Source organism: Ruegeria sp. CE12, from assembly GCF_056537525.1.
The window spans coordinates 541,546-563,522 of sequence record NZ_JBQFRS010000002.1; the positions used below are offsets into that span (position 1 = coordinate 541,546).

The 21,977-nt window shown below is 56.1% G+C and carries 18 protein-coding genes and 2 tRNA genes; 12 read left to right on the top strand and 8 right to left on the bottom strand.

What is annotated here, in order from left to right:
- Positions 1-40: 40 nt before the first annotated feature.
- Together ACR0IO_RS07495 and ACR0IO_RS07500 are read right to left on the bottom strand one after the other, a co-directional pair.
- The gene (locus ACR0IO_RS07495; RefSeq protein ID WP_480740489.1) at positions 41-955 is read right to left on the bottom strand and encodes a pseudouridine-5'-phosphate glycosidase; all 915 of its coding nucleotides are present in this window, start codon (positions 953-955) and stop codon (positions 41-43) included.
- Positions 952-1,845, bottom strand: coding sequence for a PfkB family carbohydrate kinase (locus ACR0IO_RS07500; RefSeq protein WP_155147157.1), 894 nt, complete (start codon positions 1,843-1,845; stop codon positions 952-954). Before ACR0IO_RS07500 ends, ACR0IO_RS07495 begins: the two co-directional genes overlap by 4 nt.
- A gap of 148 nt (positions 1,846-1,993) precedes the next feature.
- Between ACR0IO_RS07500 and ACR0IO_RS07505 the strand changes: the two genes are divergently transcribed.
- Positions 1,994-3,127, top strand: coding sequence for a HupE/UreJ family protein (locus ACR0IO_RS07505; protein WP_480740494.1), 1,134 nt, complete (start codon positions 1,994-1,996; stop codon positions 3,125-3,127).
- Here ACR0IO_RS07505 and ACR0IO_RS07510 read toward each other — a convergent pair.
- Complete coding sequence (locus ACR0IO_RS07510; RefSeq protein ID WP_155147153.1) at positions 3,124-3,744, bottom strand: thiamine phosphate synthase; 621 nt, start codon at positions 3,742-3,744, stop codon at positions 3,124-3,126. The two genes, ACR0IO_RS07505 and ACR0IO_RS07510, sit on opposite strands and share 4 nt — an antisense overlap.
- A 152-nt stretch (positions 3,745-3,896) precedes the next feature.
- Between ACR0IO_RS07510 and ACR0IO_RS07515 the strand changes: the two genes are divergently transcribed.
- The 4 genes from ACR0IO_RS07515 (at position 3,897) to ACR0IO_RS07530 (ending at position 8,223) form a co-directional block, all read left to right on the top strand.
- Positions 3,897-4,640, top strand: coding sequence for an RNA methyltransferase (locus tag ACR0IO_RS07515; RefSeq protein ID WP_480740497.1), 744 nt, complete (start codon positions 3,897-3,899; stop codon positions 4,638-4,640).
- Positions 4,641-4,700: 60 nt separating this feature from the next.
- Positions 4,701-5,846 (top strand): heme A synthase, encoded by a 1,146-nt coding sequence (gene ctaA, locus ACR0IO_RS07520; RefSeq protein ID WP_480740499.1) that lies wholly within the window; start codon positions 4,701-4,703, stop codon positions 5,844-5,846.
- Positions 5,847-5,851: 5 nt separating this feature from the next.
- Complete coding sequence (locus ACR0IO_RS07525) at positions 5,852-7,321, top strand: carboxypeptidase M32 (protein WP_480740501.1); 1,470 nt, start codon at positions 5,852-5,854, stop codon at positions 7,319-7,321.
- 71 nt (positions 7,322-7,392) lie between these two features.
- Positions 7,393-8,223, top strand: a complete 831-nt coding sequence (locus tag ACR0IO_RS07530) for a CE1 family esterase (RefSeq protein ID WP_155147146.1) — start codon at positions 7,393-7,395, stop codon at positions 8,221-8,223.
- Positions 8,224-8,286: 63 nt separating this feature from the next.
- Here ACR0IO_RS07530 and gyrA read toward each other — a convergent pair whose 3' ends face one another.
- Positions 8,287-11,013: a DNA gyrase subunit A gene (gene gyrA / locus ACR0IO_RS07535; RefSeq protein WP_480740503.1), complete on the bottom strand. Its 2,727-nt coding sequence runs from the start codon at positions 11,011-11,013 to the stop codon at positions 8,287-8,289.
- 193 nt (positions 11,014-11,206) lie between these two features.
- Here gyrA and ACR0IO_RS07540 point away from each other — a divergent pair, with 193 nt between their 5' ends.
- Positions 11,207-11,476 (top strand): usg protein, encoded by a 270-nt coding sequence (locus ACR0IO_RS07540; protein ID WP_155147246.1) that lies wholly within the window; start codon positions 11,207-11,209, stop codon positions 11,474-11,476.
- A 3-nt stretch (positions 11,477-11,479) separates the two neighbouring features.
- On the opposite strand, the gene ACR0IO_RS07545 is transcribed toward ACR0IO_RS07540, so the two are convergent.
- Entirely contained in the window at positions 11,480-12,433 is a 954-nt protein-coding gene (locus ACR0IO_RS07545; protein ID WP_170330627.1) for a radical SAM protein, read from the bottom strand.
- A gap of 160 nt (positions 12,434-12,593) precedes the next feature.
- On the opposite strand from ACR0IO_RS07545, the gene zwf reads away from it, so the two are divergent.
- The 4 genes from zwf to ACR0IO_RS07565 all read left to right on the top strand — a co-directional run bounded on the left by zwf (position 12,594) and on the right by ACR0IO_RS07565 (position 18,127).
- Positions 12,594-14,048, top strand: coding sequence for a glucose-6-phosphate dehydrogenase (zwf, locus tag ACR0IO_RS07550; RefSeq protein WP_480740506.1), 1,455 nt, complete (start codon positions 12,594-12,596; stop codon positions 14,046-14,048).
- The gene (gene pgl, locus ACR0IO_RS07555; RefSeq protein WP_155147143.1) at positions 14,045-14,716 is read left to right on the top strand and encodes a 6-phosphogluconolactonase; all 672 of its coding nucleotides are present in this window, start codon (positions 14,045-14,047) and stop codon (positions 14,714-14,716) included. Before zwf ends, pgl begins: the two co-directional genes overlap by 4 nt.
- 5 nt (positions 14,717-14,721) lie before the next feature.
- The gene (pgi, locus tag ACR0IO_RS07560) at positions 14,722-16,326 is read left to right on the top strand and encodes a glucose-6-phosphate isomerase (RefSeq protein ID WP_480740509.1); all 1,605 of its coding nucleotides are present in this window, start codon (positions 14,722-14,724) and stop codon (positions 16,324-16,326) included.
- 181 nt (positions 16,327-16,507) lie between these two features.
- The gene (locus ACR0IO_RS07565; RefSeq protein ID WP_480740511.1) at positions 16,508-18,127 is read left to right on the top strand and encodes a long-chain-fatty-acid--CoA ligase; all 1,620 of its coding nucleotides are present in this window, start codon (positions 16,508-16,510) and stop codon (positions 18,125-18,127) included.
- Positions 18,128-18,146: 19 nt separating this feature from the next.
- Here ACR0IO_RS07565 and ACR0IO_RS07570 read toward each other — a convergent pair.
- Positions 18,147-18,221: transfer RNA gene (locus ACR0IO_RS07570), tRNA-Asn, on the bottom strand.
- A gap of 334 nt (positions 18,222-18,555) precedes the next feature.
- On the opposite strand from ACR0IO_RS07570, the gene ACR0IO_RS07575 reads away from it, so the two are divergent.
- A complete protein-coding gene (locus ACR0IO_RS07575) occupies positions 18,556-19,395 on the top strand; it encodes a class I SAM-dependent methyltransferase (RefSeq protein ID WP_480740513.1) in 840 nt (279 codons plus the stop codon).
- Positions 19,396-19,545: 150 nt separating this feature from the next.
- Here ACR0IO_RS07575 and ACR0IO_RS07580 read toward each other — a convergent pair.
- Both ACR0IO_RS07580 and ACR0IO_RS07585 read right to left on the bottom strand, forming a co-directional pair.
- Positions 19,546-19,620, bottom strand: a tRNA-Asn gene (locus tag ACR0IO_RS07580).
- A 77-nt stretch (positions 19,621-19,697) separates the two neighbouring features.
- On the bottom strand, positions 19,698-20,612 hold the full coding sequence (locus tag ACR0IO_RS07585) for an MBL fold metallo-hydrolase (protein ID WP_480740515.1): 915 nt from the start codon (positions 20,610-20,612) through the stop codon (positions 19,698-19,700).
- A 44-nt stretch (positions 20,613-20,656) separates the two neighbouring features.
- Here ACR0IO_RS07585 and ACR0IO_RS07590 point away from each other — a divergent pair, with 44 nt between their 5' ends.
- The gene (locus ACR0IO_RS07590) at positions 20,657-21,976 is read left to right on the top strand and encodes an ATP-binding protein (protein ID WP_480740516.1); all 1,320 of its coding nucleotides are present in this window, start codon (positions 20,657-20,659) and stop codon (positions 21,974-21,976) included.
- Position 21,977: the final 1 nt, after the last annotated feature.

Genomic DNA, 21,977 nt, shown 5'->3' on the forward strand with positions numbered 1-21,977 from the left:
TAGTCCGGGGCGTTGGTACAATAGCTTAAATCCCGGTTAGCTACTCGGTCTGTTCTGCCAAAGCTCGGGCGATACCTGCCGCCAGACGCGCATTGTTCCGCACCAACGCGATGTTCGCGACCAGCGAGCGGCCCTCGGTCTGTTCAAAAATCCGCTGCAGCAGGTAGGGCGTAACTGCCTTGCCCGTAATCCGGTGTGTGTCGGCGTCGGCCTGTGCGGAGGCAATGATAGGGGCAAGCTCTTCGGTCGGGATCTGATCTGCCGCCGGAATCGGGTTGGCGATAAGCTGTCCACCTGGCAGGCCTAGCGCTCGGCGCGTGGCATGCGCTCGGGCAATCTCCTCAGCGCTGTCCATGCGCAATGGGGCTGCATAGGGTGATTTTGAGGACCAGAAGGCGGGGAATTCGTTCTGACCGTGGGCGATGACGGGAACGCCCAGTGTTTCCAGTACTTCCAGAGTCTTAGCCAGATCGAGGATTGCCTTGGCACCCGCGGCCACCACGGTGACTGGTGTCTGTGCAAGCTCATGCAGGTCAGCCGATATGTCGAACGAAGTTTCGGCGCCCTGATGAACGCCACCAATGCCACCTGTCGCAAAGACCTCGATACCGGCATAGTGCGCAGCGATCATGGTCGCGGCAACCGTGGTGGCGCCGGTTCCACCAGAGGAGATGCAGGCGGCCATGTCGGCGCGCGAAATTTTGGCAACGCCCTGAGCCTTTCCCAGATCCTGCAGCTGGTCCGCTTCCAGCCCAACATGCAGTTTGCCTTTGATCACGGCCATGGTGGCGGGAACCGCACCAGCGTCGCGGATATCCTGTTCGACTTGCGCAGCAACCTCGATGTTCTGAGGGTAGGGCATGCCGTGTGTTATGATGGTGCTTTCCAGCGCAACGATTGGTTTGCCCGCATCTTTTGCAGCGCGAACCTCGGCAGAATATTGAATGTCGATCACAGTGGGGTTTCTCCGGAAACGTAAGTTGCGGCAGCGTGCAGAGCGCGGGTCAGGGCCTCGTCGCTGGCAGCGCCATTGGCTTCGGCAGCTATATGAGCTGCCATGAATGTATCGCCCGCACCTGTTACGCGCGTAACAAGAACGGATGGGGGTGTTTGGGTAAGGACGCCCGATGCTGTGCCGACAGTCGCTGAATTGCCGCCATCAGTCACCAGAACCCGCAGAGCGCCGCGTTCCAGCAATCCATTGGCGGCACTTTCAGAATCGGAAAACTCGCGTTGGCACAGCAGTCCGGCTTCTTCGAGGTTCACGTAGAGTGTTGCACGGGCATGTTTCAAAAACGGCAGAAGGCGTTCTGCTTTGCCGGGAGAGGCAGGTGCCACGCGCAGGTCAGCTTTGGCGAATGCCGGGCTTTGGGCGATCTCTTCCAACAGGTCCAGCGTCAGGTTGCCATCCAAGGCAATTGGCCCCTCAAATGGAGTGTTTTCATACCCCAGTGGCCCATGCATCAAGGGACGCAGGATCTTGGCGCCAGCTGCTTCCAATGAATGAGCATCCGCAATGGCTGCGATCAAACCATTTGCACCTTCGACAGCCATATAGCGATCGGTAGGCAAATCCTGAGAACGGTAGATGTGGTCTGTGATCATTCCCAGGCGGGAGCAGGCATGCACCAGCTCATCCCCTTCGGGATCGCGCCCGATTGCGGTGAGGAGAGTAGGGGTCATGCCAAATCGAACCAGTGTCATCGCGATATTCATGGCAACACCGCCTGGAAGGCGCGTTATGCGACCGGGCACGTCCGATCCCTGCCGCATGTGACTGGCTGATCTGCCGATAACATCCCAAAGGACGGAACCGATGCAAAGGATTTCACTGGTCTGTGTCATGTCGCTGTCATGCCGCAGGCCTGATGGACGTGCAAGTCAGATCGTTACCGCCAACAGGAATTCACGTTTGGGCTTGCCATCAAATGCAATCGGTTCAACAATCATCTGTAATGAGAGTTGAGTTCGTTTCTTTGATGGTTCATTGCGCATGAGAAGCATTGTCGATCTGACAATTATTCTTCGTTTCTGCCTGATTATCATACTGTTTTTTACAGCTTTGCTTACTTGGTCACAGCAAGTCACAGCGCAACCTGCTTCCCCAACGGTTGTCGATTTTCGCATTGATGGGGATAGATTGTTTCTGGATATCAGTTTGAATGCCGAAGCCGCATTGGTCGGTGGTGATCCTTCCGAGGCTTTGCAGTCTGCGCGCTACAGAGAACTTCGGCGTTTGGTATCGACGGAACTGGAATCTGAACTTCACGAGTTCATCAACTCGTGGAAAGAAACTCTGCAAGTCGATGCTAACGGGCCGATTGATTTATCCTATGAGGGTTCGCGGATCCCTGTCGTGGGTAATCCGGATTTAGTTCGAATTTCCCGGGTTTTGTTGACCGGGGAACTGCCAACAGGCGCAAGTGCTCTGCGTCTGACCTGGCCCGCTGACAGCGGACCAATGGTGCTCAAACAACAGGGTGTTGACGCTCCGTACACCGGTTATCTGGATGGGGGAGAGACCAGTCCGCTGATACCACTCCAAGGTGGAGCCGGACTGGATGCCAGACAGACACTTGAGACATATTTTCCAAAAGGGATCAGCCGTGTTCTGCCACATGGGCCCGAACAGATTATATTTGTTCTGGCAATGCTGTTTCTGTCCGTCAGAGCGCGGCCAGCTTTGATCCAATATTTGATTATGGTCTTGGGGATGACGACAACAGCGACCTTGGGGACCTATCAGATGATTGGGGTTTCCGAGGCGGCGTCTTCGCAACTCCTGCCGATTACGATCGTCGTCGTCGCGGTGTGGAACCTGTTTGCAAGGCGTCTGGGCTTTCTGCGCGTATTTCTCGTTTTTCTCGCAGCGTTACCACATGGGATCGCGCTGTCGGATTCCTTGTCCAAAGTTGGAATTCCACCTGACAGAGTCCCACCAGCGCTGCTGGGTTACTTGTCTGGGGCCTTGCTTGCGATGCTGGCCATTATGATCAGCGCATATTTCGTGACGCTTTTACTTTCGCGTGGATCACATCGCTACCGAGGCCGGATATCCATCCTGGCCTCGATGATGATCGCGTTGATCGGGGTATATTTGAGCCTGGGGCCGTATCTGCCGATCTAAGCCATCGCTGTGATCAGAGTGTTCAGCGCGGCGAGAGGATCGTCTTCGGACCAGATCTCTTCTCCGATGCCAAAGAAATCGGTGCAGGGTGTCAGGCTGCGCACGATCTCTGGGGTCAGACCACCTTCGGCCACAACCGGCACTTCGATCATTTCAGACCACCACTGGAACAGATCACGTTCAGCAAGGGTCCCATCGCCCAGTGATGTGCTGCCAACAGGTCCGAAGGCGACGTAATCTGCACCCGCTTCCCCAGCGGTCATGCCATCATGGCTGGAGTTGCCGCAAAAACTACCAACAATTGCATCAGCGCCCAGTTCCTTGCGCGCTGCACGTACCGATCGGGCCGCGTCGTCCAGATGCACCCCATCCAAACCCAAGCGCTGTGCCAACAGAACATGGTTGGAAATGACCAGCGCCACATCCCGCGCGTGGGCCACTTCGCGGCAGGCATCGGCTGCGCGTGCAATGGCGTCTTCGTCGCTTCCGGCAAGCGCCATACGGATGCAGGCAATCTCGGCCCCATCCAGAACCCGGGCCAGCCGATCGGGAAAACGGCTCAGCTCGATCGACGGAGGGGTAATCAGGTAAATCTGTGGCTGCTCGGGGGTGTCCATTGGCGCATCCTTCGCTTTGGTCTTTGGCGGGGTTTAGCGGATTGCGACGGGGAAGCAAACTTTTATACCTCTGGCAGGGTTAAATGCTTGTCGCAGAGCCTTGCCCTGCGTCGGTACGAGGATTAGAGCAGGCGGAGTTTTCGGAGAAAGCCATGCCAAGCGACAGATCTCAGCCTTCATTTGTGCTCGTGCGCCCCCAGATGGGTGAGAACATCGGCGCAGCCGCGCGCGCGATGTGGAATTTCGGGCTGGACCGGATGCGGATCGTGGCGCCCCGCGACGGATGGCCGAACCCCAAGGCGGTTGCGATGTCCAGTGGCGCGGGGCGACTGCTGGATGAAGCACAGCTATTTGACGATCTTGCCGGAGCATTGGCTGACAGCACCTTTGTCTTCGCAACAACAGCACGTCAGCGCGGACTGACGAAGCCGGTATACAGTCCGGAACGTGCGATGCAGGTCGCTGCTGAAAAGGTCGCAGCGGGCGAGAAGGTCTCGGTTCTTTTCGGGCCGGAACGGGCAGGGCTTGAGAATGAGGATATCGCTAAAGCGAACGCGATTATCTCGGTCCCGGTGAACCCGGAGTATGCATCGCTTAATCTTGGGCAATGTGTATTGCTGACTGCCTATGAGTGGATGCGGCAGACCGGCGATGTGGTGCATGAGGCCACTGATCTGGGCAAAGGTGACTGGGCCACCGGGATCGAAGTCGAGAAGCTGGTTGAACATTATGAAGACCGGCTGGAAGAGGCGGGGTTCTTTTATCCTCCTGAAAAGGCCGAGGGTATGAAGACCAATTTGCGCAATCTGTGGTCACGGATGCGCATGACGCGGGCGGATGTGCAGATGCTGCACGGGATCATGCGTCAGATGGTCCGCTGGAAGGACAAGGGCTGAGGCTGGACCTTGCCACCCCTTGGCCCTAGCTTGCGATGAAATCCAGGACATGAGGACAGCATGAGCGGTAAGCGCAGCATCTTCGAAGAAGTCTCAGACAACGAAAAACAACAATCTGTACAACCGGGTATGATCGACCGCGGACGCGGTGGTGCCCGCATGGCAATTCGGATCTGGTTAATGATCCTGTTTGCGCTGGTTGTCGTAATGATCGCGGTGGGTGGCCTGACCCGTTTGACCGATAGTGGCCTTTCGATCACTGAATGGCGCCCGATCACCGGTGCGATCCCTCCGATGAATGAGGCCGACTGGCAGGCCGAGTTCGACAAGTACAAACAGATCGACCAGTGGCGCATTCAGAACCAGTGGATGGAGCTGAGTGATTTCAAATTCATCTACTGGTGGGAATGGGGTCACCGTCAGCTGGGGCGTGTGATTGGCCTTATCTGGGCCATCGGGTTCTTTGGTTTCCTAGTGGCGCGCAAGATTCCGGCCGGGTGGACCGGACGATTGCTGGTCCCTGGTATTCTGGGCGGTGTTCAGGGTGCTGTCGGTTGGTGGATGGTGGCCTCGGGCGTGACCCAAGGCGAAGGCATGATCGCTGTTGCCAGCTATCGGCTGGCGATCCATCTGGGACTGGCCTTTGTGATCCTTGGGTATCTTGCCTGGTACATCTTTATGTTGGGTCGCGAGGAACGCGATCTGATGCAGGCCCGGCGTGCGAAAGAGGAAAAACTGTTCTCCCTGTCGACCGGCCTGATGCACTTTGCCTTTTTGCAGATACTCATCGGGGCCTTGGTCGCCGGTATCGATGCCGGTCGCTCATACACTGACTGGCCGTTGATCGGGGGGCAGTTGCTGCCGCCAGATGCGGCGATGTTGGAGCCGATGTGGCGCAATTTCTTCGAGAGCCCCGGGCTGGTGCAGTTCATTCACCGCTGCGCGGGTTACCTGTTGTTTGCCTTTGCTATTGTCGTCTGGCGTCGCGGCAGCACCAGTGCTCATCCTCAGACCCGATTTGCGTTCAACGCCGCATTTGCGGCCCTAGCGCTACAGGTGGTGATTGGCATTCTGACGGTCGTTTACGGCGCGCCGTGGCAGATCGCCATTTTCCACCAGTTCCTTGCGGTAGTGGTCTGGACACTGATCCTGCGGGCGCGTTTCCTGACCGCTTATCCTATTGCAACCTCGCTTCGTGGAGCATGACTTAAATGACTGCATTTGACGATCTGATGGCTTATCAGCGTGAAACCTCGGCCCTTGGACAGATTGCCGGTCGGCTTGGCTGGGACCAGGAGACGGTGATGCCACGCGGAGCTGCCCCGCAACGTGCCGAAGAAATGGCGGCGATCGAGGCTGTGTTGCATGCGCGTCGGTCCGACCCGCGCGTCGCCGATTGGCTGGACAAGGCAGAAACCAGTTGCGAAGCGGGACAAGCCCAGTTGCGGGAAATCCGGCGCTCTTACGAGCGTACAATCAAAGTTCCTGCTGATCTGGCGAAGGCTATTGCGCGCGTGACTTCCGCCGCGCAGGGAAAGTGGGCACAAGCGCGAGCCGACGAAGATGTTGCAGCCTTTTTACCAGTTCTGGAAGAGGTTGTCGCATTGAAGCGCGAGGAAGGTGCCGCGCTGGCGCAAGGCGGAAATATCTATGACGCCATGGTTGAAGATTACGAGCCTTATACAACGGGCGATCAGATCGCCGCGATCTTTGACCAAATGCGTCCTCGGTTGGTCGAGCTGCGTGCTGCTGTCCTGGACCAACCCGAACCTCAGGCTTTGTCTGGTACATTCGATGAGCTGGACCAGATGCGTCTGTCTCAGAAACTGGCTGTGGCGTTCGGGTATGACCTGAACAAGGGCCGCGTTGATAAAGCCGTGCACCCGTTCAGTTCTGGCAGCGGGTCGGATGTGCGGATCACAACGCGGACCAGCGCGACCGATCCGTTCAACTGTTTTTACTCCACCATTCACGAGGTTGGCCATGCAGCCTATGAGCAGGGGATCAACCCGGACTACGCTCTGACACCGCTGGGTCGTGGTGTTTCGATGGGTGTGCACGAAAGCCAAAGCCGGATTTACGAGAACCAGCTGGGCCGCTCACGCGCATTTACCGGCTGGTTGTTCGGGCAAATGACCGAAGTATTCGGTGATTTTGGAATAGCAGATGCAGATGCGTTCTACGCAACGGTCAACCGGGTTCATAATGGCTACATCCGGACCGAGGCGGATGAGGTGCAGTACAACCTACACATCATGCTCCGTTTCGATCTTGAGCGGGCATTGATGTCGGGCGATCTGTCTGTCGGTGATCTCGAGGCAGCATGGAATGATCGTTTCAACGCCGATTTCGGCTATGCGGTGGACAAGCCGTCAAACGGATGCCTGCAGGATGTTCACTGGTCAGTAGGATTGTTCGGATACTTCCCGACTTACTCTCTGGGCAATGTTTATGCCGGATGCCTGTATCAGCCGCTGCGCGCCGCTGTACCGGATCTGGATGCGCAACTGGCCAAGGGCGACACTTCTGGTGCAACAGGATGGCTGCGCGAGAATGTGCAGCAATACGGTGGCCTTTATGCGCCGCGGGACATCATTCGCCGTGCTAGTGGTGTTGAACCCGGACCTGAACCGCTGCTGAGCTATCTTGAGGAGAAGTTTTCGGGCCTATACAAATTGTGAGGTTAGGAAAAAGAGTCGTCATCCTACGATTAGTTGCAGCTCTCGTTGCGGTGCTAGCCGTTTCGATAACTGTGGGCGATTACTATCCTGAGATCCGCTTTCGGCTCCTGTATCAGTCGTATGAATGCGGCGGCACTGGCGCGCCTTGTAAAGTTGGGGAACGTCAATACAGCGCGCTGTTTCCCCGGGGCGAGGGGCCATTTCCCGCAGTACTTTACTTTCACGGCTCCGGAGGCACCGGCCAGGGTTCGATTCAGGACATCGATCTGGTTCAGCCCTTTCTCGAGCACGGCTATGCTTTCATCGCGCCGACAGCGCTTGAGATTTCCTATTATAACGGGCCGGGTACCGGCTGGGTCTGGGCCTTGGGTCCGGATGAGCGGGACGATTTCGGCTTTAGCTCGGATGTGATCACGGATGCGGTGGAGCGGTTTCCTCTTGATCCTGATCGAATAGTGGTTGCCGGTCACTCACGAGGGGGATCGTTCGCGTGGTATCTGGCCTGCGCTGAACGCGATCCGCGTTTTCGCGCATTTGCCCCGATTAACGGCACACCCCTGCGTGATCAGCTAGGTCCGTGCGCTCATTCAGGTTTCGACTTTGATATGCTGCACACGCACGGCTATGACGATTCCGTCATTCCGTTCGGGGGTTCCACCCCCAAGCCGGGGTGGTCCGGGTATATGGGGGCGGTGGAAGTTGTCGACAGTCTGGCGGCACTGGTTGGTTGCGAGACAGCGGATGTTTTACGGAAAGAGGATTTCGATCAGCGGGCGTGGGCCGGTTGCCCGGGCGATAGCTCGATCTCGGTCCTAGGATTCCAAGGGGGCCATCGGGTGCCCAAATGGTGGCCCGTCGAGGTGATGGCATGGTTTGACAGTCTAAGGCCGAGCAAGCCTTAGATGGAAAAGAAAAGACCAATGTGAGCAGTCACATTGGTCCCTTTTGCTTAGCTGCTGGCGAGCCTATTCCTCGCCGCCTTCCTCGCCTTGATCGGCGATCCAGGCAACGCTGACGACCTCTTCGCCCTTGCCGGTATTGAACACCTTAACACCACCTGCCGACCGCGACCGGAAGGAAATGCCTTCGACCGGCACTCGGATCGACTGTCCCTTGGACGTGGCCAGCATGATCTGATCGTCGATTTCAACAGGGAACGACGCCACAAGCTCACCACCTCGCATGGCTTTGTCCATGGCAGCGACCCCCATGCCACCGCGGCCACGAACCGGGTAGTCATGAGACGAGCTGAGCTTGCCGGAACCGCCAGCGGTGATGGTCAGGATCAGGTTTTCGGCCGCAGACATTTCCGCATAGCGTTCCTGACTGATCGTGGCCATATCGTTGACCTCTTCGTCCGAAGCTTCGGCGTCGTCAGTCAGGCCGGCGACCGCGCGGCGCATCTTCAGATATGCAGCGCGTTCGTCAGAGGTTGCGTCAAAATGGCGGATCACCGACATCGATACGACCCTGTCGCCGTTAGACAGCTTGATACCACGTACCCCGGTGGATTTACGGCCCTTGAAGACGCGGACATCCGTCGTCTGGAAACGGATTGCGCGGCCTGAGTTGGTGACCAGCATCACGTCATCGTCTTCCGAACAGATACGCGCGTTTACCAGTTCCACGTCTTCCGGCAGGTCCATAGCGATCTTGCCGTTACGTTTGACGTTGGTGAAGTCGCTCAGCGCATTGCGACGTACGTCGCCTGCGCTGGTTGCGAAGACGATCTGCAGGTTCTCCCATTCTTCATCAGGAACATCCACCGGCATGATCGCCGCGATGGAAACGCCTGTCGGGATGGGCAGGATATTGACGATCGCCTTGCCTTTACCGGTGCGTCCCGATTGCGGCAGGCGCCAGGTCTTGAGCTTGTAGACCATTCCGTCGGTGGTGAAGAACAAAAGCTGCGTATGAGTGTTCGCCACGAAGAGGGTGGTAACCACGTCCTCTTCCTTGGTCTGCATTCCGGACAAGCCCTTGCCGCCGCGTTTCTGGGCGCGGAAGTCAGCCAGCGGTGTACGCTTGATGTAACCGCCCGAGGTGACTGTCACGACCATATCTTCGCGTTCGATCAGGTCTTCGTCTTCCATGTCGCCGGACCAGTCGACGATTTGGGTGCGACGCGGCACTGCGAATTGATCGCGTACACTGCGCAGCTCATCGCCGATGATCGACATGATCCGCTCGCGCGAGGACAGAATATCAAGGTATTCCTTGATCTTGGCGGCCAGTTCTTCCAGCTCGTCCGTGACCTCTTTGACGCCCAGTTGGGTCAGTCGTTGCAGGCGAAGATCCAGGATTGCACGGGCCTGAACCTCTGTCAGGTTATAGGTGCCGTCGTCGTTCATCTTGGACAGAGGATCGTCGATCAGACGCAGATAGCTTTCGATCTCTGCTGCAGGCCAACGACGAGTCATCAGCTTTTCGCGCGCTTCGGCGGCGTCGGCAGACGAGCGGATCGTCGCGACGACTTCATCAACGTTGGATACAGCCACAGCCAGACCACACAGGATATGGCTGCGTTCCCGCGCCTTGCGCAGGTCATAGGCAGTGCGGCGGGCGACAACATCTTCACGGAAATCAATGAAGCTGGTCAGGAACCGACGCAGAGTCAGTTGTTCAGGTCGACCACCGTTCAGAGCCAGCATGTTGCAGCCAAACGAGGTTTGCATCGGCGAGAAACGATAAAGCTGGTTCAGAACCACTTCGGGTGTCGCGTCACGCTTCAGTTCCACAACAACTCGTACGCCATTGCGGTCGGATTCGTCCTGCACATGGCTGACGCCTTCGATACGCTTCTCACGCACAGCTTCTGCGATCTTTTCGATCATCGAAGCTTTGTTCACCTGATAGGGGATCTCATCCACGACGATGGCATAGCGATCTTTGCGCAGCTCTTCCACGCGGGTCTTGGCGCGAATGATGACACTGCCACGGCCTTCCAGATAGGCTTTGCGCGCGCCAGAGCGACCCAGCATGACACCGCCGGTCGGGAAGTCGGGGCCGGGGACGTATTCGATCAACTGCTCGGATGTCAGATCCGGGTCGTCGATAAGTGCCAAGGTCGCGTCGACCACTTCGCCCAGATTGTGCGGCGGGATGTTCGTCGCCATACCCACGGCGATACCACCGGCGCCATTGACCAGCATGTTCGGGAAACGGGCGGGCAGGACCGTCGGCTCTTTGTCCTTGCCGTCGTAGTTGTCCTGAAAATCGACCGTTTCTTTTTCAATATCGGCCAGCAGAGACGCAGCGGGTTTGTCCATGCGAACTTCGGTATAACGCATGGCCGCCGGGTTATCGCCGTCCATCGAGCCAAAGTTGCCCTGACCGTCCAGCAGCGGCAGCGACATCGAGAAGTCCTGCGCCATCCGGACCAGCGCATCATAGATCGCGCTGTCGCCGTGCGGGTGATATTTACCCATCACATCGCCAACCGGACGGGCCGATTTGCGATAGGCCTTGTCGTGCGTATTTCCCGTTTCGTGCATCGCATAGAGGATGCGGCGGTGTACAGGTTTCAGCCCGTCGCGCAGATCAGGGATCGCGCGGGACACGATGACCGACATCGCGTAATCGAGATACGAAGTGCGCATCTCGGATTCGATTGAGACCGTCGGACCGTCGTAAACAGGGCGCTCCGGTGGGGTTTCATCCATGTTTTCAGGAATTTCTGGCGTATCGCTCACGTAAACTGCCCGTTCTTTGTGCAGGGTCTATATCTTGTGGATGTACCTTATCAGACCCAGCACATAAGGTGCAAGCAAGCAACGATTTTGCATGCGAAAAACAACCGTAACGCCTGAGTAACATATTGTTAACTAAGGGTTAGGGGGTTTTCGTGCTACCATGAAGAGACCTTGCATGAAATTGGAGGTCTGCATGGAGCAAAGCGAAACAGAGTTAATGCTTAAGGGGTACGGGCTGACGACGGCAGAATTCTACTATCACATGCCCGACTACATACACGTTCTGAACACGTTCATCTGGCAGGAATACGACCTGGCGCCCGATCATCCGAAACTGTTCGATTTCATTGATTTCTGGCAAAGAGAAATCGATGGGCCGTTACACTCGGTCCGGTTTACGCATCGCAAGATGATCGCGCCGGGAGAATGGCGTAACATGGTGGGTGAGTTCAGGGTGAACTGATCCTCAGCCCGAACAGCTGGCACCGCCAAGTACACAGAATTTGGCGCAATGTGGATGGTTCAGATGAACGTCAGCCTCTGCCTCGGCAAGCGTATGTCCCATTTCAAACTCAGGTGAATAGGGTAGCAGGGTACACGCCAGAACGGCTGGCTTCTCGGCGCCTTTGCGTTTCACGATCATTCTGGCGCTGGCACACATAACGGCATTCGGGGATTTATCCAGAATTCCCCAGCAGGCGGTCGTAATTTCGGGTACTTCAACGCTTTCGTCCATCTCGGGGAAAAGAACCGTCATCCCTGGGTTCTGTGCGTCGATATCAAATCTGTTTTGGTCGAAAAATGCCCCATATCCAGCGCGGCTTTCAGCGTCGCTTTCACCCCAGACCGTGCGCCCGGCGATCGCCATTTTGAACCCGTTGTCACGCAGCCACTCCATACCCGCAACGGTCTTTGCAAAACTGCCTTTGCCGCGTTCTTCGTCATGAAGCTCGGGTTTATAATGATCGACTGAGATGCGCAGGGTGAGTTTGTCACCAAACTCTTTTTGCAGTTCCAGCAACCCTTCACGCATCTTGCGGCGCATCATGGGTTGCATAGCATTGGTAAGGATCAGCACTTCATAGCCGCGATTTAATGCTGCGCGGGTCATTTCGATCATTTCCGGATTCATGAATGGCTCGCCACCGGTAAAACCGATTTCGCGAATGGGCCATTCACGCTCTTCTATCTGATCCAGATAGTCTGACACTTCAGCCGCAGTAATGTAGACCAGCGCATCGTTGGTTGGGCTGCTTGCGATGTAGCAGTTCACACATTCGATGTTGCACAAGGTGCCGGTATTGAACCATAGCGTTTCAGGATTGCTGAATTCGACCGAAGCGCGTGTCTGGCCGTCCGCTGTCACCAATTTGTTCTGAAACTTGCCGATATTGGCGATCTGTGGGGCGTTGTCTTTCATTCCGCTTCCGGTTCGTTGGCTGTATCTGCCTGATGTAGCTTGTTGTCTGGGGATAGTTAAGGCGGATGAAAGTGATCTGACAGAGTTTTGATGAAGGAAAACCTTTTGAATGGTGGCGCTAACATTGGACATGCTTCTGGTTGCAAGGTAAGGACAACACATGGTTTCTCGCGTCATACCGGTTGACCCCTTTGATCTGGTCATATTCGGCGGGACCGGCGATCTGGCGCAACGCAAGATCCTGCCGGCGCTGTTTCGCAGGTATTGTGCTGGCCAATGGCCCGAAGAGGTGCAGATCATTGGGGCAGCGCGCGGACAGCATGATCAGTCTGAATTCCGATCAATGGTTTCCGATTCGCTAAAGGCTCATGCGTCGCGACAGGCAGAGAATCCGGAACAACTGAATGGATTCTTAAGACGCGTTGACTATGTGCCTTTGGATGCGTTGTCAGATGAGGGTTGGGCGCAACTTGCCGGAAAGCTGGGTGAGGACCGCATTCGGGCATTCTATTTCTCGGTGGGGCCACGTTTGTTCGGTCCGTTGGCCGAACGCATCAAATCTAATGGTATGGCATCGGCTCGCACGCGCATCGTGGTCGAGAAGCCATTCGGTCACGATCTGGGAAGTGCACGCGAGTTGAACGAGACTCTGGCTGCGCACTTTAGGGAAGGTCAAATCTATCGGATTGACCATTATCTTGGAAAAGAGACGGTTCAGAACCTAATGGCCGTTCGGTTCGGCAACATGCTGTTTGAGCCGCTCTGGAACAGCCAGTATGTCGACCATATTCAGATCACCGTGGCAGAAACCGTCGGGATCGATGGCCGCGAAGAATACTATGAGCGGGCAGGTGCCATGCGCGACATGGTGCAGAACCACCTGATGCAGCTGTTGTGCCTGATCGCCATGGAGCCACCGGCGAAATTTGATCCGGACGCGGTGCGTGATGAGAAACTGAAAGTTATTCGCGCCCTCGATCCGGTCAAACCGCACCACATTGTCAGGGGACAGTTCACAGCAGGGCCAGATGGGCCGGGATATCGGGATGTGGTAGGCAACCCGCGCTCAACCACCGAAAGCTATATTGCCCTGCGAGCGCATGTCAGCAACTGGCGGTGGGCTGGTACGCCGTTCTATTTGCGAACCGGAAAGCGGCTTGTTGCACGGTCTTCGGTGATCAATGTCATGTTCAAGGACGCACCGCATTCTATCTTCGGGGAAGAGGCTGGGCGGCACGCCAATACGTTATCCATCCGCCTGCAGCCTAACGAAGGTATCACCCTGAAAGTGACGATCAAAGAGCCGGGACAGGGTGGCATGCGACTGGTAGATGTCCCGCTGGACATGAGTTTCGCCGAAGCCCTGGGGCCAGAGAACCACAATCCGCCGGACGCCTATGAACGGCTGGTGATGGATGTAATCCGAGGTAATCAGACCCTCTTTATGCGGGGTGATGAAGTTGAGGCTGCGTGGGCGTGGACTGACCCGATCATCGCGGGATGGCAGGCGCGCGGCGATGTGCCGAAACCATATGAAAGCGGTAGCACCGGACCCGGCGACGCCGAGCTGCTGATGAAACGCGACGGTCGCCACTGGCAAGGGATCAAGCCATGAATATTCAGGAATATGCTGACCGGGACATGCTGGCCATCGACGTGGCGAACGAACTGGCAGGAGATCTGGAGTCAGCGTTGCTGCATCACGACAAGGTAGCCTTTGCGGTTCCCGGTGGCACTACACCCGGTCCGGTGTTTGACAGTCTGTGTGCGGCTGATCTCGAATGGGATCGGGTACGTGTTCTGCCAACCGACGAACGGTGCGTGCCGGGCAATCACGAACGATCGAATGAGCGTCTGATCCGCGAGCGTTTGTTGACCAGCCGTGCCTCGGTTGCGGAGTATGTGCCGCTTTATGTGGCTGGGAAGGACCCCGAAGAGGCAATGCCTCAGATCGAGTCACTGATTGCGCCGGTACTGCCGCTGTCGGTTCTTGTTCTGGGGATGGGTGAAGACATGCACACGGCCTCACTGTTCCCTGGAATGGATGGGTTGGCCGCGGCGCTGGACAGCCATGCCCCGACGCTTGCTGTGGCGCGGACCGAAACACAGCCCGAAGCGCGCATTACGCTTACGGCTCCGGTTCTGGATGGCGCGCTTTCTAAGCATCTGATCATATATGGCGCAGCGAAACGTGATGCGCTCGATCGTGCCATGTCGTTGCCGCCCGAAGAAGCACCCATAGCAGCCGTCCTGAGCGGCATGACCGTACATTGGGCGGAGTAAGGCGCGTGCAGCTAGACAAACTCAAATCTCTTGCGGCCACTGATCAACGCATTCTTGAGCTGTTTGCGGCTGACCCGGACCGGGCTCAGAAATTTTCCGCGTCCACAGGGGATTTGCTGTTCGATTACTCAAAGACACAGATTGATCAGGAAGTGCGGTCTGCTTTGATCAATCTTTGCGATGCGGCTGGATTAGCAGCGCGCCGCGAGGCGATGTTTACCGGGGTCAAAATTAACGAGACCGAAAACCGCGCTGTACTGCACACTGCTCTACGCAATCTTGATGGCGGTCCGATCGAAGTTGATGGTCAGGACGTCATGCCGGGCGTGTTGAATACGTTGCAACGAATGCGCGTCTTCGCCGAAGAGGTACGTGGAGGTGCAATCAAAGGGGAAGGGGGCAGCTTCACTGACGTGGTCAATATCGGGATCGGCGGATCTGATTTGGGGCCGGTCATGGCGACCCATGCGCTTGCACCCTATCACGATGGTCCGCGGCTGCATTATGTATCGAACGTAGACGGCGCGCATATCGCCGACACGCTGCGCCAGCTTGATCCAAAGCGGACGTTGATCATCGTCGCGTCCAAGACATTCACAACCATCGAGACCATGACCAATGCCCGCACGGCACGCGCCTGGATGCAGGATGGTGGCGGCGATCCTGCAAAGCAGTTTGCAGCGGTATCAAGCGCGCTGGACAAAACTCATGCCTTTGGCATTCCGGAAGACCGTGTGTTTGGCTTCGCCGACTGGGTTGGGGGTAGATACTCGGTCTGGGGACCGGTTGGCTTGCCTGTGATGATTGCAGTTGGATCGAACGCCTTTGATGCGTTCCTGCGTGGCGCTCAGGCGATGGATCTGCACTTCCGTTCGGCCGACTGGATTGAAAACATGCCGGTTATGCTGGCGCTGGCTGGAATATGGCATCGTCAGGTTCAGGGGCACGCAAGCCGCGCAGTATTGCCTTATGACCAACGATTGCTGCGCTTACCTGCTTATTTCCAGCAATTGGAAATGGAATCGAACGGCAAGTCTGTGGCGATGGATGGTTCTGACCTGACAGTGCCTTCGGGTCCGGTGGTATGGGGTGAGCCAGGTACAAACGGGCAGCATGCGTTTTATCAGCTGATCCATCAGGGAACAGATATCGTGCCGTGCGAATTCATGGTGGCAGCCGAAGGGCACGAACCCGAACTGGCCCACCACCATCGTCTTCTGCTGGCCAACTGCCTGGCACAATCCGAGGCCCTGATGTGTGGTCGATCGCTGGATGAAGCGCGTGCTCGGATGGCTGAGAAGGGCCTGCAAGGTGACGAGTTGGAGCGGCAGGCACGGCACCGCGTATTTCCGGGCAACCGACCTTCAACCACGTTGATCTATCCAAAACTCGCACCGTTTGTTCTGGGACAGATTATTGCACTCTATGAACATCGGGTGTTTGTCGAAGGTGTCTTGCTGGGCATCAACTCATTCGATCAATGGGGTGTCGAACTGGGCAAAGAGTTGGCGACGTCTCTGGGGCCGATTGTAGATGGCGAAGAAAGCGCAGCAGACAAGGATGGTTCGACGGCTGCCCTGATCGATTACGCATTGCGTCATCGGGGTTGAATTCCACAAAATGTTGCAACTTGCCTTTGCGGCAAGCTGCATTCTCTTATTGTCAGACAATTAAATGCTTGGCAGGCTTGTCCGTGGGAGACGCCTGTTAAGACTGCGCCCTTTGGCGGCGGGTCTAGGGCATAAACTGGTGCTGCCTGTCTGGGGCTGTGCTGACAAAGGGAGGATGCCCATGCTGGGACAGATGATGACGCAACCCATGTTGATTTCGTCATTGGTGGATCATGCCGAACGATATCACGGCCAGACTGAAATTATCTCGGTCGAAACAGATGGGGCCATCACGCAAACCAACTGGGCAACCATCGCTGTAAATGCGCGCCGGATGGCGTCAGCGCTCGGCAAGCTGGGCCTGGAGCCTCAGGACAGGGTGGGAACGTTAGCATGGAACAATCGCCGGCATCTGGAGATTTACTTTGCCACTTCAGGCGCCGGTTTTGTTTGTCATACGATCAACCCGCGCCTGTTCCCTGAGCAATTGGTTTACATCATCAACCACGCCGAAGACCGGGTTTTGTTCTTTGATGAGACGTTCATTCCGCTGGTAGCAGGAATTGCGGATCAACTTACCGAGGTTCGCCACTTCGTTCTGATGGGGCCGCGCAACGAAGCGGCGCTTGCGCAAATTCCCGGACTTCAGTTCTATGATGAGCTGATCGAGACGGGAGAGGTTGATTTCGTTTGGCCCAGCTTTGATGAAAATACTGCGTCCAGCCTTTGTTACACTTCGGGCACCACAGGGCATCCAAAGGGTGTTTTGTATTCGCATCGGTCCACGGTTCTGCACAGCTTTGCCTCGAATACACGAGACGTGATTGGGTATTCGGCGATGGATGTCGTTATGCCGGTGGTTCCGATGTTCCATGTCAACGCATGGGGGTCACCTTATGGCTGCGCCATGTCTGGCTCGCGAATGGTTCTTCCCGGTCCCGGATTGCACGGTGAGGCATTGGTCAATCTGATCGACACTTATGGTGTGACGCTCGCGATGGGCGTTCCGACGATCTGGCAGGGCCTGCTGGCTCATGCCGCCACATCCGGAACGAAGCTGGCCAGTCTGGAGCGTACGGTGATTGGTGGCGCGGCTTGCCCACCTTCGATGATTGAAACATTCCGCGAGACTTATGGCGTTGATACCGTTCATGCCTGGGGCATGAGTGAGATGAGCCCTCTGGGTACAACAAACTATCCCTTGGCCAAGCATCGGGATCTTCCGTTGGAAGAACAGCATCGGCTGCGTGAGAATCAGGGACGTCCCCCGTTTGGTGTTGAATTGAAGATTGTGGACGATGATGGGAATGACCTGCCCAATGACGGTGTCACGCAGGGCGACCTGATGGTGCGCGGGCATTGGGTGCTGGACAGCTATTTCCATTTGCAAGATCAGAGTCTGCTGCAGGACGGTTGGTTTGCCACCGGGGATGTCGCGACGCTGGATTCGGATGGCTACATGACGATCAGGGATCGTTCAAAGGACATCATCAAATCCGGGGGCGAATGGATCAGCTCGGTAGAGCTTGAGAACATTGCCGTGGCGCATCCCAAACTTGCCACCGCTGCAGTCATCGGGGTGCCGCATCCAAAATGGGATGAGCGGCCTTTGCTGGTTGCAGTCAAAGCCGATGGGGAAGATCCAACGCCAGAGGAACTGCTTGAATTCTTTGATGGAAAGATTGCCAAATGGCAGGTTCCGGACAAGGTGGTTTTCGTGGATGCCTTACCTTTGAACGCAACGGGGAAGGTGCTGAAACGCACCCTACGGGCAGATTTTGCGGATGCTCTGACATCCTGATCTGTGAGATATGGAAGAATGGCTCCGGCGGTAGGGATCGAACCTACGACCAATTGATTAACAGTCAACTGCTCTACCGCTGAGCTACGCCGGAACGGTTCGCGCCGTATAGCAATCTGGTTCTGACACGTCCAGAGGGGGATCGAGTTTTTTGAGTGAAAATTTCGCGCATGTTTGGTGCTGCGAATAGACTGCGATACGTTCGGGATGCAATTGGCGGAGAATCGAACCTCTCGGCACTAAACAAAGGAGTGTCCGCAGTATCTCGGCATAAGGTTTCCCGGTCATCATACTTTCGATCACGATATCATTTCCAAAAGCAGGTCCGGAAACTGCGGTCCATTAAACCTTCATTTATCAAGCCCAAATTAGCAAGAATGAAAGAAGATATGCAGATACATTCGTCATTTGAACATTTGTCTACTCATATGCAAAACGTTGAGAACTCGGGGGATCTGAGTTCACTTCCTGCTGCTTTCGACGCTATCAGACCTCTTGGACTTGAGGATTTTGGGGCAATTCTCTGGGCCATGCCGGATCAGAAATTTCCAAAACTCTCTGAGGCCCTGCCGACGATGGCGACCGAAGATGTTCAGAACTTATGGACCGGTGCATCCGGCTTTCGTTTGCTGGAGCAAAGTCTGAGTTTCGTGCGAGCCTGTGCCGCAAGCTATGCGAGCGCGCAGAACCGAGGCTTAGCGGGCCAGAAGATTCTGGATTTTGGCTGCGGATACGGTCGATTTCTCAGGTTGTTTTCCTACTTCTCAGACGAAGTCTATGGTGTGGATCCGTGGGATAAGTCTATCGAGCAATGCCAGGCTGCGGGCTTTGGCGACAGGGTTAAGCTTTCGGAGGCAGTCCCCGATGACCTTCCGTTCGATGGACCGTTTGAGTTCATTTTCGCATTTTCGGTATTTACCCATCTCAGCGAATCGAGCACTCACGCGTGTTTGAAGGCGCTACGGGCCGTTGCTGCAGATGACGCCTTGTTCATGCTTACTCTGCGACCGATCGAATTCTGGGACATTGCGATCGCAGGACATACCCATCTCACCTCTGATCCGAAGAAAATGAAGCGGTGCATCAAAGATCATCGCGAAAATGGCTTTGCCTATTATTGTACTGACCAGGTGGCGAGTCCGAATTATGGCGACACTTCGATTTCGATGGAATGGCTAGCCAACAATGTGTCTGGGTGGGAGGTGGTTTCGGTCGATCGCTCTCTGAAAGATCCCTACCAACGCTACGTTATGTTACGCGCGATCTGATCTTGATGTGCGGGCACGCAACGTATGTACTCGTAGGCGGTGCCTCGACATAAGTTGAGCCCTAAAACAGAGCACGGTTCCCCAATTTAGAGGCATCCGGTTTGCAGGATATGCCGCTGCTAACACTAAGGTGTTTTCATATGCAGAGATTGGCTCCGGCGGTAGGGATCGAACCTACGACCAATTGATTAACAGTCAACTGCTCTACCGCTGAGCTACGCCGGAACTGAGGGGGCATATAACAACCCGAATTTTCGGCGTCCAGAGGAGAAGCGCGCAGATTTGAAAATTTTTTGTCCACTTCACGCCAGTCGTTTGAAAACCGCGTCAGAGGCCAGTGTTCCAATTGGACTCACCAAGGATCTGCCTGTCAAATCAACGAGATGGGCAAATACATTTCGTTCGGCGGCAGGAAGCAGTGCAGCAGGCGTATCGGTATATATCCGCTCGGCCAGTTGTCGTGCAGTTCCCTGAGCTTGGCCCAAGGCTTCCAGAATTTGTGCTTCACGACCAAGCCGGTGTTGAATCAACCAATCCAACCGACCGGAAGGGTCGGAGATGGGAGCTCCGTGGCCGGCGTGGAAAACCGACCATTTGCGTGCACGCAGCCTGTGACAGGCATTCATGAAATCTGTCAGATCTCCATCGGGAGGTGAAACCAGAGAACTTGCCCACCCCATGACGTGATCGGCGGTAAAGCAGGTGTCACCCCAAGCTAACGCGATGTGGTTGCCCAGATGGCCCGGTGTGTGAATCACCTCCAGTCTCCAACCGTTGTCTTCAACGGTTTCTCCGTCAGCAAGCTCAATATCAGGCCGAAAGTCCGTATCAATGCCTTCGCCACCTCCGGCGAGACCTTGTTCGGCCAGTATCGTCATGACTTCGCTACGACCTGCTTGTGGCCCGCCGAAAGCCAGAACCGGTGCGCCGGTACGAGCAGCCAGAGGAGCTGCAAGTGGTGAATGGTCCAGATGGCTGTGGGTCACAAGGATATGGCTTATCTTCTGCCCTGGCTGCAACGCGTTGAGAATCGCGTCCATGTGCGTGTCGTCCAGTGGGCCGGGATCAATGACCGCGATGTCCTGTTCACCCAACAAGTAGGTATTGGTACCGCGAAATGTCATGGGCGACGGGTTGGGGGCGACAATACGTCTGAGACCCGGTTGCAACTCGACTGCAAGGCCATGAGGCGGATTGAAATCATTGGGCAATTGCATTCTGTACTCTTCCTCTTGCCGGAGCAGCCCGCTAGGTTTAGCGCATGTCCGCACGATGGCTCAAACCCTATATGCCGCGCAGCCTGTATGCCCGGGCCGCGCTGATTCTGGCTCTGCCAGTGATCGTCGTCCTACTGGTCGTCGCGATTGCCTTTCTGCAAAAACATCTGGAGGACGTGACCGGGCAGATGGTGCGAACCGCCTCTCGTGAAGTGAATTTGATTCTTGATGTGATGCGGGGAACCGAAAGTCAGCAGCAAGCAATCGCCGCGGCGCGCCCCGATTTGTCGGCCCTGCAAATGAGGGCTCAATTTCTTGGCCCAAATGAGCAGCCGATTAGTGGCTATGGCCGCTGGTACGATTTCATCGCACCTCAGATCGAAAAGGAGTTGGATGAACTGGTTCCGGGCATTCAAGCTGTAGCTCTGCCCAACAGTCAGGATGCCAAACTTTTCATTGCGACTCATCTCGGAGTTCTAGAGCTGACATTTGATCGACGCAGGCTGTCTCCTGCAGCACCGCATCAGTTGATCGTTACGATGTTGTTTTTTGCGATCCTGATGACCTCGATCTCATTTCTCTATATGCGAAACCAGCTTCGGCCGATCACGCGGCTGGCCAAAGCGGCGCAAGCATTCGGGCGTGGGCGGATCGTTCCCTATTCACCTAGCGGAGCAGTCGAGGTCAGAGCAGCCGGAAGCGCGTTTCTGGATATGCGGGCGCGAATTGAACGACAGATCGAACAGCGTACCCGGATGCTTTCCGGGGTCAGTCACGATCTGCGAACGCCACTGACGCGGCTAAAGCTGGGACTGGCGATGATGCCCGAAGAGGAAGCTGCGCCGTTGCTGCGAGACGTGAATGAGATGCAGTCGTTGCTGGATGCATTTCTGGATTTTTCACGCGGGGCGTCTGAGAGTGAGCCCGAAGAAGTCGATGCCGAAGTGCTTGTGTCTCAGATCGTGCGTGATGCCAACCGCGCGGGCTATGATGTCGAACTGGTGTCGACCGAAGGGCAGGGGCTTTCAATGTTGCGCCCGGTTTCGATTCGTCGCGCTCTTGAGAATCTGATCGGAAACGCGGTGCGCTACGGCAACCGGGCAGAGGTTAGCCTGTCCCTGACGCCAAAGTCATTGCGAATCCGTGTGGAAGACGATGGGCCCGGTATCCCGCCTGAGCAGCGTACAGAGGCGGTTAAACCGTTTTCACGCCTTGATCCGGCCCGGAATCAGAATCAGGGAACCGGCGTTGGGCTCGGGCTGGCAATCGTTGCAGATATTGCCCGTGCACATGGCGGAACGCTCCGCTTGGCAAAAAGCGAGCGTATGGGCGGATTGTGTGCAGATATCATCATTGGGCGGTGAT